8 protein-coding genes are annotated in these 12,703 nt (G+C 33.5%); all 8 read left to right on the plus strand.

The window, feature by feature from the left end; genetic code table 11:
- Positions 1-5 precede the first annotated feature (5 nt).
- The 8 genes from OCV48_RS07165 to OCV48_RS07200 all read left to right on the plus strand — a co-directional run bounded on the left by OCV48_RS07165 (position 6) and on the right by OCV48_RS07200 (position 12,692).
- Positions 6-578: a 5-formyltetrahydrofolate cyclo-ligase gene (locus OCV48_RS07165; RefSeq protein ID WP_147591501.1), complete on the plus strand. Its 573-nt coding sequence runs from the start codon at positions 6-8 to the stop codon at positions 576-578.
- Positions 579-1,177: 599 nt separating this feature from the next.
- Entirely contained in the window at positions 1,178-2,059 is an 882-nt protein-coding gene (locus OCV48_RS07170; protein ID WP_147591502.1) for a M14 family zinc carboxypeptidase, read from the plus strand.
- 174 nt (positions 2,060-2,233) lie between these two features.
- The gene (gene miaB / locus OCV48_RS07175) at positions 2,234-3,685 is read left to right on the plus strand and encodes a tRNA (N6-isopentenyl adenosine(37)-C2)-methylthiotransferase MiaB (RefSeq protein WP_147591503.1); all 1,452 of its coding nucleotides are present in this window, start codon (positions 2,234-2,236) and stop codon (positions 3,683-3,685) included.
- A gap of 122 nt (positions 3,686-3,807) precedes the next feature.
- Positions 3,808-5,478: a SulP family inorganic anion transporter gene (locus OCV48_RS07180; RefSeq protein ID WP_147591504.1), complete on the plus strand. Its 1,671-nt coding sequence runs from the start codon at positions 3,808-3,810 to the stop codon at positions 5,476-5,478.
- 1 nt (position 5,479) lies between these two features.
- Positions 5,480-8,128 (plus strand): DNA mismatch repair protein MutS, encoded by a 2,649-nt coding sequence (gene mutS / locus OCV48_RS07185; RefSeq protein WP_147591505.1) that lies wholly within the window; start codon positions 5,480-5,482, stop codon positions 8,126-8,128.
- Between the two features lie 39 nt (positions 8,129-8,167).
- Positions 8,168-10,144: a DNA mismatch repair endonuclease MutL gene (gene mutL, locus OCV48_RS07190; RefSeq protein ID WP_147591506.1), complete on the plus strand. Its 1,977-nt coding sequence runs from the start codon at positions 8,168-8,170 to the stop codon at positions 10,142-10,144.
- 169 nt (positions 10,145-10,313) lie between these two features.
- On the plus strand, positions 10,314-11,282 hold the full coding sequence (gene miaA / locus OCV48_RS07195; RefSeq protein WP_147591507.1) for a tRNA (adenosine(37)-N6)-dimethylallyltransferase MiaA: 969 nt from the start codon (positions 10,314-10,316) through the stop codon (positions 11,280-11,282).
- A 123-nt stretch (positions 11,283-11,405) separates the two neighbouring features.
- Positions 11,406-12,692, plus strand: coding sequence for a methionine gamma-lyase family protein (locus tag OCV48_RS07200; protein ID WP_021983336.1), 1,287 nt, complete (start codon positions 11,406-11,408; stop codon positions 12,690-12,692).
- Positions 12,693-12,703 lie beyond the last annotated feature (11 nt).

Below are 12,703 nucleotides of genomic sequence, written 5' to 3' on the forward strand. Positions count from 1 at the left end.
AATTTATGAATAAAAGTGAATTAAGAAAAATTATGTCTGTTAAAAGAAACAGTCTTACAGATGAAGAAAAAATACATAAGAGTAGAAAAATATTTGAAAATTTGTTAGATACTGCGAACCTGGCTGATGTAAGTTGTATATTTATATTTGTAAGCTACAGAAGTGAATGTGATACGACTCCTATTATCGATTATTGTATTGATAATGGAATAAAAGTAGCAGTTCCAAGAGTAAATGGAGATAAAATGGATTTCTATGTAATCAGAGATAAATCAGAATTATCCATTGGCAGTTATGGAATATTAGAACCGGTTACAGATACAATTATATATCCTGATGAAAAAAGTCTTATTATAATGCCTGGATTAGTATTTGATACAAAGGGCAACCGAATCGGTTATGGCGGAGGATATTATGATAAATATATCTCTGAATATAATCTGGGCCTTAAAGTTGCAATTTGTTTTGATTTTCAGATCATAGAGGAAAATATTATAGAAGTCGAGGATACAGATGTTGTTCCGGATATGATTATTACAGATAGCCGTAATATAGATGTAGCCAAGCTTCGCTCATAGAGAACATTTGATATCATCTGATGTAAGCAAACTGCGGGGATGTAGAATAGAACTTATGTTTCAAATTGCTAATTTGTCGGTATTATCTTTCTTCTCTTTTGATTATTTATGTTCATTTAACATCCAGAACACTTAAACAGGGTTGTCCGTCTGTAACATACACTTGATTTATGACGTATCGTGTGTGTGAGTTATATGCCGTCATATGCAAAAGGTCGGTGCAGTAAATTACCGTTCAAGCGAAGCGCGTTTGATTTACTGCACCGTAATAGACTTTGCAGATGGCGGCATTTACTCACACCCGATAAAGGAATACGAAAGTGTATGTTACAGACGGACATTCCTGCTTAAGTGTCTGTCTGGTAAATGTACACAAAATATGAGAAGAAAGATAATACCTGACAAATTTACGCAATTCTTACAAAAAGTTCTAAATCTACATCCCCGCAGTTTGCTATATACAGATGATGCATTTATTATCACTGAGCGAAGTTTTACTACATTTATATACAACGTCCTAAGAATTACAAGTACAACATCTGCATCCCTGACGTCTTTTTTTATTTTCTAAGGCATATAATATCAAAAAAAGGTTTTATATGATTATCAATCTCGACAATATCTATACATACAATTCTTTATTAAACAAGTCTTTGCATATCGCAAAATTATATCCGCAATTAATTAAAGTTACCCATATAGGAACTTCTAACGATAACAGGATAATATTTATGGTAAAAGTAGGAAAAGGAAATAGAGGTCCGGTATTTGTGGCGGGGGTTCATGGCAGGGAAATAATTAATCCTACAGTTATGCTTTCTTTGATAGAACGACTTTCGCATCGTTATTATTCTTATGGAGAAAAATTATTAGACAAATATGCTTTGTATTTTATTCCTCTATTGAATCCTGATGGTTACACTATTGCTATGGAGGGATATTATGCAATTAATGATAAAATTCTAAGAAATAATTGTAGGCATTGTAATATTCCATACAAAGAATATAAATTCAATGGTGATGGAGTGGATATTAACAGGAATTTTATGTCGCAGTCTTTTGCATTTACTAATAATTCGGGGCTTCCTGATAATGAGCCTGAAACAATGGCATTTATAAAGGTGTGCGAACAAAATGATTTTATGGGAATGATAGATTTTCATTCAAGAGGAAATTCTATATTCTATTATAGAAGTGCAATGGTATATGAGTATAACAGAAAACAGTTCGATATTGCCTGCCGGTTATCTAAAATTACAGGCTATTCTTTATATACACCAAATGATGAGAATTCTGATAATCTGTCCGGGGGAAATACAGTTAATTTCTTCTCGGAAAGATACCTGTTGCCGGCAATAACCGTAGAAACAGTAGAAGATGAAGCAACATTTCCATTGGAGGCATCTTACTGTACGAGGGTATATAATGAACTTAAAAATGTTCCACTTGAATTTTTAAGAATGCTAATTTATTTGCATTGACAATAATATTTTAACTATATATAATATTAATTTGGGTGTTTGTACGCCTAGAGGTCTGATCTAGTAATTATAATACCAGATGATACTTATAAAATTGTGTCAGGATAATAAGCTATAAACCAACTTTTATTTCTGGCATTATATTATAAAGAAATTAATACGAAAGGATTACTTATGAACGAAATTAACCTTGATTTAGTAGATATATCAACCGAGGCACCATTAGAAGAACCGGCAAGACAATATTACTATATGGCAAAATGCAGAGAAATAATCCGTAAGAAGAGCGAACTGTTAAGACGTCCTCTTTATTGTCAGATTCAGACATTTGGTTGTCAGATGAATGCCAGAGATTCAGAAAAATTAACAGGTATTCTTGAGGCAATAGGCTATGTGCTTACTACTTCAAATGAAGAACCTGATTTTATCTTATATAATACCTGCACCGTCAGAGAAAATGCTAATCTAAAAGTATATGGACATCTTGGTAATTTGAAGAAATTGAAGAATAAGAACCCTGAAATGATTATTTCATTATGTGGTTGTATGATGCAGGAAGAAACAGTAGTTGAGAAAATTAAAAGCAGCTACCGTTTTGTTGACCTAATATTTGGAACGCATAATATATTTAAGTTAGCAGAACTTCTATATGAGAAATTCACAACTGGAAACAGTGTTATTGAGATATGGAAAGATACAGATAAGATTGTTGAAGAACTTCCTATTGACCGTAAATATCCATTCAAATCAGGTGTAAATATTATGTTTGGCTGCAATAACTTTTGTAGTTATTGTATAGTGCCTTATGTAAGAGGTCGTGAAAGAAGCAGAAAGCCTGAAGATATTATAGAAGAGATTAAAAAATTAGTTGCAGATGGCGTTGTGGAGGTGATGTTACTCGGACAAAATGTCAATTCTTATGGCAAAAACCTAGAAAATGGAATCTCATTTGCCGAACTTCTTAAACGTGTAGAAGAAATAGATGGATTAGAGCGAATCAGATTTATGACTTCACACCCTAAAGATTTATCAGATGATTTGATTGAAGTTATGAAGAACTCAAAGAAGATATGCAGACAGCTACATCTTCCATTACAATCAGGAAGCAGTCGTATTCTTAAAATAATGAACAGACATTATGATAAGGAGAAATACCTAGATCTTGCATTAAAGATTAGAAGAGAAATACCTGATATGGCATTATCTACTGATATTATTGTAGGTTTTCCAGGTGAAACAGAGGAGGACTTCTTAGAGACATTAGATGTAGTTAAGAAAGTAAGATATGACAGTGCATATACTTTCATATATTCGAAGAGAACAGGCACACCTGCTGCTAAAATGGAAAATCAGGTTCCGGAAGATGTGGTTAAGGACAGATTTAACAGATTATTAGAAGTAGTTCAGGAGATTTCTAATGAAAATACAGGTAAATATGTTGGAGAGACTATGGAAGTATTAGTTGAAGAAGTAAATGACCATGATTCCTCATTAGTTACTGGTAAATTAAGTAACAGCACAACAGTGCATTTTAAAGGAACTAAAGATTTAATCGGTAAGATTGTAAATGTACACTTAGATGAAGCTAAAGGCTTTTATTACTTTGGCACAATGGTTGAAGAATAATAGTGGCAAAAATAAAAAAGAAGCAGGAAATAAGAATAAAGAAATAAAAAGAAGTAACAAGAAAAGAATGAAGAAAAGAATGAAGAAAAGAATGAAGAAAAGAAAGTGTTTGTGAAAAAGTTATGAATTATATTAAACCAAAATTATTTTCGGTAATGAAAGATTATACTAAAGAACAGTTTGTTAAAGACGTAGTGGCAGGCATAATTGTTGCAATTATTGCATTACCATTATCAATTGCGTTAGCACTTGCATCAGGAGTAACTCCGGAAATGGGATTATATACAGCGATAGTTGCTGGTTTTATCATCTCATTTTTCGGTGGAAGTCGTGTCCAGATTGCAGGACCAACAGCGGCATTTGCAACAATTGTAGCAGGAATCGTGGCTACAGAGGGAATTGACGGATTAATAATTGCTACCATAATGGCAGGTATTATTCTTGTATTAATGGGATTGTTCAAATTCGGAAGCCTGATTAAATTCATACCACTTACCATAACTACTGGTTTTACAAGTGGTATTGCAGTTACTATTTTCATTGGTCAGATTAAAGATTTTTTAGGACTTACATTTAAGCAGACTAAAGAGCCTCTGATAGAGACTATGGATAAAGTTAAGATGATTGGAAGCTGCATTAATACTGTTAATGTATCAGCTTTAATAATAGGACTTGTGGCATTATTAATATTAATAATATGGCCAAAGATTAATAAGATAATTCCTCCATCATTAATAGCTATTATTATAACTGCTGCAGCAGTAAAATTATTATCACTTGATGTAAATACAATTGGTTCATTGTATACAATTTCATCAAAGTTACCACATTTTAATATGCCTGCATTTTCATTTGAAAAAATACGTTTATTATTACCTAATGCATTTACAATAGCGATACTTGCAGCTATTGAGTCACTTCTTTCCTGTGTAGTTGCAGACGGTATGATTGGAAGCAGGCATAAATCAAATGCTGAACTTGTGGCACAGGGCTTAGGTAATATCGGTAGTGCATTTTTCGGTGGAATACCTGCAACAGGTGCGATAGCAAGAACGGCTGCGAATGTTAAAAATGGAGGTAGAACTCCTATAGCAGGAATAGTTCATTCTATAACACTTGCACTTATATTAGTGATTTTGATGCCATATGCGGCACTTATTCCTATGCCTTGCATTGCAGCAATATTATTTATGGTTGCTTATAATATGTGTGAATGGAGAAAATTTCTCAATATATGTAAAACAGCACCAAAAAGTGATATACTTGTACTCATCTTAACTTTTGTGTTAACAGTAGTATTTGATTTAGTAGTAGCAATAGGTGTCGGTATTGTCTTAACCTGTCTGTTATTTATGAAGAGAATGTCAGAGGTTACATATGTACATGGCTGGAAATATATAGACGAAGATGAAGAAGATACCGAAGATGAAGATGCAATAGGCCTGAAAGTTGTGCCAAAAGGAACACATGTATTCGAAATTAACGGACCAATGTTCTTTGGCGCAGCAGATAAATTTATGGAGGTTGTATCTGAAACTGAAGGAGATGTACTTATTATCAGAATGAGAGGAGTGCCTGCACTAGATGTTACAGCATATCAGACACTTTTAAATATCTTAAAAACATGTAAAGCAAATGGAATGACACTTGTACTCTCGCACATTAATGAACAACCAAAACACGTATTTGAAAAAGCAGGCTTTATAGAAATGGTCGGAGAAGAGAATATTTGTCCAAACATTGATGCAGCAATAGAAAGAGCAAATGAAATACATTCGAAAAACGGAGGTTGACATGGGGCAGTTATCACCAATGATGCAAAAATATATGGAAACAAAGGAGCAATATAAGGACTGTATTCTGTTCTACAGATTAGGCGACTTTTATGAGATGTTTTTTGATGATGCAATCTTAGCTTCTAAAGAGTTAGAATTGACACTTACAGGTAAGGACTGTGGACTTGAAGAACGTGCGCCTATGTGTGGAATACCTTATCATGCTGTAGATACATATTTGAGCAAACTTGTTGAAAAAGGATATAAAGTTGCTATAGGTGAACAGGTAGAAGATCCTAAGCTGGCAAAGGGGTTAGTTAAACGTGAAGTAATAAGAGTGGTTACTCCGGGAACTAATCTTAATACTTCATCAATGGACGAAACAAAAAATAATTATCTTATGTGTATATCATATCTTGATGATAAATTTGGAATTGCAATAACTGATATTACAACTGGAGATTTTATGGTAACAGAGGTCAATTCTAGGAGGTCATTATTAGATGAAATTAATAAGTTTATGCCATCAGAGATAGTAGTTAATTCACCATTTTATCTGACTGGTATAGATACTGATGATTTGAAGAACAGACTTAACATATGCATATTTACATTAGATTCATGGTATTTTGATGAAGAGATGTGTGTAAATACCTTAAAAGACCATTTTCATGTAATGAATTTATCAGGATTAGGACTTGATGATTATCCTACAGGCACAATTGCAGCAGGTGCATTGATGAAATATCTGCTCGAAACACAGAAGATATCATTATCACATATTATTGCGATATCTCCTTATTCTACTGGAAAATATATGATAATTGATACATCTACCAGAAGAAATCTTGAATTAACGGAGACACTTCGTGAGAAACAGAAACGTGGCTCACTTCTGTGGGTTCTTGATAAGACTAAGACAGCAATGGGTGCAAGAACCTTAAGACAATACATAGAACAGCCTCTTGTTAAGAAAGAAGATATAATAAAGCGTCAGGAGGCTATTGCAGAGATTAATGATGACTTAATTACAAGAGAAGAGATAAGAGAATATCTTAATCCGGTATATGATTTAGAAAGATTAATAAGCCGTATTTCGTATCAGTCAGCTAATCCGAGAGACTTAATAGCATTCAGAAATTCGTTAGAGTTATTACCTCATATTAAAAATCAGATGAAGTCATATAAATCAGAAGAATTATCCGGATTATATAATAAGTTTGATGTGCTTGAAGACTTATACGAACTTGTCAGAGATTCAATTATGGAAGAGCCACCTGTAACTATTCGTGAGGGTGGAATAATTAAAGATGGATATTCAGAAGAAATCGACAGATTGAGAAAAGCCAAGACAGAGGGTAAGAACTGGATTGCAGATTTAGAAGCAAAAGAAAAGGAAAGAACCGGAATAAAGAGTTTAAAGATTAAATATAATAAGGTATTTGGATATTATATAGAAGTTACTAATTCATTTAAGGATTTAGTACCTGATAATTATACAAGAAAACAGACATTAGCTAATGCAGAACGCTATATTACCGATGAATTAAAGAATTTAGAGGATATAATTCTTGGCGCAGAAGAGAAACTTTCTGCTATTGAATATGATAAATTCTGCCTTATAAGAAATACTATAGCTGATGAAGTTGTAAGAATTAAACATACAGCTAAAATAGTTGCCAGGATTGATGTATATGCATCACTTGCATATGTGGCAGAGCATAATAATTTCGTCAGACCATCAATTAATGAAAAAGGCATTATTGATATTAAAAACGGTCGTCATCCTGTAGTTGAAAAGATGATGAATGGTTCAATGTTTGTTGAAAATGATACTTATTTAGATAAGCATAATAACAGAATTTCGATAATAACAGGTCCTAATATGGCAGGTAAATCTACATATATGAGACAGACGGCATTAATTGTATTAATGGCACAGATTGGCTCATTTGTTCCTGCAAGCTCTGCTAATATCGGAATATGTGACAGAATTTTTACCAGAGTCGGAGCCTCTGATGATTTGGCATCGGGACAGAGTACATTTATGGTGGAGATGACAGAGGTTGCTAATATCCTTAGAAATGCTACTTCTAACAGTTTACTTATCCTTGATGAAATAGGACGAGGTACAAGTACTTTTGATGGCCTTAGTATTGCATGGGCTGTAGTTGAACATATAAGCAATACAAAGCTTCTAGGTGCAAAGACACTATTTGCCACGCATTATCATGAACTTACCGAATTAGAGGGTACTTTAGCGGGCGTAAATAACTATTGTATAGCAGTTAAGGAACAGGGCGATGATATCGTATTCTTAAGAAAAATTGTCAAAGGCGGTGCTGATAAGAGTTATGGTATACAGGTTGCTAAACTTGCAGGAATACCGGAGTCAGTTATATTACGTGCTAAAGAGATTGCGATGGAATTATCGGATGCTGACATAAGTGCGAGGGCTAAAGAGATTGCGATTTCGTCTAAACCGGCAATTAAGAATAAGCAATTTGTTAAAGATGATACAGATGCAACCCAGATGTCATTATTTGATACTGTTAAAGATGATGACATTATAAACGAATTAAAAGAGTTAGATATATCTAATATGACACCTATGGATGCATTAAATACATTATATAAACTTCAAAATAAGTTAAGGAACCGTTGGTAATAGTTGTTAATGTTTAGAAATAAAAGGATGAGGTGAACTATGGCACATATAAATGTTCTTGATAAATCTACTGTGGATAAGATTGCAGCCGGAGAGGTTGTAGACAGACCATCATCAATTGTTAAGGAAGTTTTAGAAAATGCAATTGATGCCAGGGCAACTGCGGTTACGGTTGAGATAAAAGATGGTGGTATTTCATTTATCAGAATTACGGATAATGGACAGGGAATAGAAAAAGATGATATAAAAAATGCTTTTTTAAGACATGCTACTAGCAAAATTAAGAATGTAGAAGATTTATTAAGTGCCAGTTCGTTAGGATTTCGTGGAGAGGCATTATCAAGTATTGCTGCCGTTACACAGTTAGAATGTATTACGAAGACTCCTTCTGATTTAACAGGAATACGATATGTGATTGAGGGTGGAGAAGAAAAATGTCTTGAGGAAGTCGGTGCACCTACAGGAACAACATTTATTATAAGAAATTTGTTCTATAATACACCAGCACGACGTAAATTTTTAAAATCAGCTACAACAGAGGCATCATATATAAGTAGCATAGTGGAGAAAATTGCCCTTTCACATCCAGAAGTTTCAATCAGGTTTATTAACAATAATCAAAATAAACTTCATACATCGGGTAATAATAAATTAAATGAAATTATATATTCTATATATGGACGAGATGTTGCTGCAAATATATTAGAGATAGACGATATAGCAATGAATATGCATCTTACAGGATATATCGGGAAACCGATTGTCTCAAGAGGCAACAGAAATAATATGGTATACTTCATTAATGGCAGATTTATAAAAAGTAAAATTATAAATAATGCAATTGAGGAAGCATATAAGCCATATATGATGCAGCATAATTATCCATTCTGTGTATTACATTTTCAGATAGACAACTATCTTATAGATGTAAATGTTCATCCGTCTAAAATGGAGATTCGTTTTGAGAATCCAATGGATATATATAATATTTTCTATAATGCGATTTCGGCAGCACTTAGCAGACGTGAATTAATTCCTGAGGTAGCAGAGGCAGATTCGGGTAATTCTAAGAAAGCTCATGTACAAACTATTACAAATAATGTCAATAATATTGAAAGCAATATAAATAACATTGAAAACAATGTGAAAAATATTGAGAATATTGAAAACGATGTGAAAAATATTGAGAATATTGCAAATGCGATTACAACAAAGGAAAAACAACAGCCTAAAAGACATATAAGAGAACCTGAACCATTTGAAATCAGAAGAAATATGTTAAATGATATAGAAAGGGTCTCATATGCTTCAGAAAATGATAGCGTAGCAGATATATCTATGGTTGCTGATGGTGCAGATGATTATAATGCAATACCAGTACAGGGGCAGACTGAACAGATAGATTTATTCAATGATGTTTTCTTGTCTAAAAAAGAACGTAAGAAGCATAAAATGATAGGACAACTTTTCGATACTTACTGGCTTATTGAGTATGATAACAATTTATATATAATTGACCAGCATGCGGCTCATGAAAAGGTACTATACGAAAAGACGTTGAAGTCATTTAAGAATAAAGAGATTACCTCGCAGCAGATTAATCCTCCGATTATACTTACATTATCAATGGAGGAGGAAAATATAATTAACAGATTCAGTGATGAATTCGAAAGATTCGGCTATGAAATCGAGCCATTTGGTGGTAAGGACTATGCTGTACGTGCTGTACCTGCTAATCTGTATTCTATTGGACAGAAAGAACTATTAATGAGTCTTATTGATTCACTTACAGAGACTTCTGCAGAATTAAAATCAGATTTAATAACAGAGAAGATTGCTTCAATGTCCTGCAAGGCAGCAGTTAAAGGTAATAATCGTCTATCAGTTGAAGAGGCTAATGCATTAATAGAACAATTATTGCAACTAGACAATCCTTATAATTGTCCTCATGGACGACCTACTATTATATCAATGAGTAAATATGAAATTGAGAAGAAATTCAAAAGAATAGTGTAACAGAACAGAGGATAGTGTGAAAGAATTGTGCTGATGCACCAATTCTTTCACACAGCTATTTGTTTCAGAGCGAAAACAAATAGCTGTTTATGGCAAGTCAGAAATCGCCTACGCGAATTTCTGACCGCCTCTTTGCGACAAGTTGCTCAGAATAGAGGATTAGTGAAAAATGAATAATCTAAATAAGAAACCATTAGTTATAATAACAGGACCGACAGGTGTTGGTAAAACGGATATATCGATTGATATTGCTAAGAAAATTAATGGTGAAATTATAAGTGCAGATTCGATACAGATATATAAATATATGGATATAGGTTCGGCTAAAATAACTAAAGAGGAAATGGATGGAATAAAGCATTATCTGGTAGATGAACTTAATCCTGATGAAGAGTTCAATGTGTATATGTTTAAAACAATGTCTAAGAGAGCTATGGAAGAAATATATGCTAAAGGTAAAATTCCGATAATTGTTGGAGGAACTGGCTTCTATATACAGAGTATACTTTATGATATTGAGTTTTCTGATGAAGAAGAGAAAGATGATAGTATCCGTAAGAAGTATGAGCAGTTAGCAAAGGAAAAAGGCAATTTATATGTCCATAAGCTTTTAGAAGAGGTAGATAAGGAGTCAGCAGATTCAATACATGAGAATAATTTAAAACGTGTAATTCGTGCCTTAGAATATTTTGAAGTGAATCACGAAAAGATTTCTGTTCATAATTCCAGGGAAGCTTCTAAGAAATCACCATATAATTTCGTCTATTTTGTACTTAACAGGCAGAGAGATGTGTTATATGAAAGAATAGATAAGCGTGTAGATATGATGATTGAACAGGGACTTGTAAATGAAGTTAAGAATCTGTTGAATTTAGGATACATGCCTGACTTAGTATCTATGCAGGGCTTAGGATATAAGGAAATTGTTGCATATCTTAATGGAGAATATACATTAGATGAAGCAGTTGAGATAATTAAGCGAGATACAAGACATTTTGCAAAACGCCAGCTTACGTGGTTCAGACGTGAGAAAGAAGTTACTTTTATGAATTATGAAGATTATGGTAATGACAAAGGATTAGTTAGTAATGCTATGGTTGAAATAATGCATAAAAAAGCAATAATAGATAATAATTAAATAACATTTATTATTGAATATAAATATCATGGTATCAGAATAGTGCATTTGTTCTAAGCACGGCTAAAATTTTGATGTCGAAATTTATAAATATTATATTAATAGAAAGTATAGAGAAAAACAATGAATGAATTAAAAGATAAAATGTATAATGGTTTAGGAATATCAAAGCAAGTTCTTGATTTCTGTACTGAAATTGAGGAAAGGTTACAAGACAGATTTAAGGAATTTGATGAAAAGGCAGAATATAACCAGTTAAAGGTTATTAAGGCAATGCAGGAAGCAAGGGTAAGTGATGTACATTTCTCAGCTTCATCTGGTTATGGATATAATGACTTAGGAAGAGATACATTAGAAGAAGTGTATGCGAAAGTATTTAATACAGAAGCAGCACTTGTACGTCCGCAGATAACTTGCGGAACCCATGCACTTGCACTTGCGCTTGCTTCTAATCTAAGACCTGGTGATGAGTTGTTATCAGTATCAGGAAAGCCTTATGACACATTAGAGGAAGTTATTGGAATAAGACCATCTGTTGGTTCACTTAAAGAATTTGGAGTTACATATTCACAGGTAGATTTATTACCGGATGGCTCGTTTGACAAAGAGGGAATAAAAAAGGCAATTAATCCTAAAACTAAACTTATAGCAATTCAGCGTTCGAAAGGATATCTTCCTAGAAGAACTCTTTCACCATATGAAATAGGTGATGTTATAAAATTTATTAAAGAAATTAATCCTGAATTAATAGTGATGGTAGATAACTGTTATGGTGAATTCGTAGAATATGATGAACCGAGTGATTTTGGTGCAGATATGACAGTAGGTTCACTTATTAAGAATCCGGGTGGGGGACTTGCACCTATAGGTGGATACATTGTAGGAACTAAAGAATGTATTGAACAGGCGTCGTACAGACTTACAGCTCCAGGACTTGGAAGAGAAGTCGGTGCAACATTAGGTGTGACACAGAGCTTTTTCCAGGGATTATTCTTAGCACCTACTGTAGTAAGCGGAGCTTTAAAGGGTGCTGTATTTGCAGCTAATATATATGAGAAGTTAGGCTTTAAAGTAGTTCCTGATGGCAGTGAACCAAGATATGATATAATTCAGGCCATAGAATTCGGCCGTCCAGAGGGAGTTATTGAATTCTGTAAAGGTATACAGGCAGCAGCTCCGGTTGACAGCTTTGTTACACCAGAGCCATGGGCAATGCCAGGATATGATAGCGATGTAATTATGGCAGCAGGTGCATTTATTCAGGGTTCATCAATTGAACTTAGTGCAGATGGACCTATTAAGCCACCTTATGCAGTTTATTTTCAGGGTGGTCTTACATGGTATCATGCGAAACTTGGCATAATAAATTCTTTACAAAAATTAGTAGATGCGGGTATTGTTAAATTATAATTATTATGCTA

This window comes from Bovifimicola ammoniilytica, assembly GCF_025567085.1.
GTDB classification, from domain to species: Bacteria; Bacillota; Clostridia; order Lachnospirales; family Lachnospiraceae; genus Bovifimicola; species Bovifimicola ammoniilytica.

Bases quoted from the DNA above. Each gene is read 5' to 3' on its own strand.
- OCV48_RS07200 (WP_021983336.1), top strand. From the start codon at position 11,406: ATGAATGAATTAAAAGATAAAATGTATAATGGTTTAGGAATATCAAAG.
- miaB (WP_147591503.1), top strand. From the start codon at position 2,234: ATGAACGAAATTAACCTTGATTTAGTAGATATATCAACCGAGGCACCA.
- OCV48_RS07170 (WP_147591502.1), top strand. From the start codon at position 1,178: ATGATTATCAATCTCGACAATATCTATACATACAATTCTTTATTAAAC.
- miaA (WP_147591507.1), top strand. From the start codon at position 10,314: ATGAATAATCTAAATAAGAAACCATTAGTTATAATAACAGGACCGACA.
- OCV48_RS07165 (WP_147591501.1), top strand. From the start codon at position 6: ATGAATAAAAGTGAATTAAGAAAAATTATGTCTGTTAAAAGAAACAGT.
- mutS (WP_147591505.1), top strand. From the start codon at position 5,480: ATGGGGCAGTTATCACCAATGATGCAAAAATATATGGAAACAAAGGAG.
- OCV48_RS07180 (WP_147591504.1), top strand. From the start codon at position 3,808: ATGAATTATATTAAACCAAAATTATTTTCGGTAATGAAAGATTATACT.
- mutL (WP_147591506.1), top strand. From the start codon at position 8,168: ATGGCACATATAAATGTTCTTGATAAATCTACTGTGGATAAGATTGCA.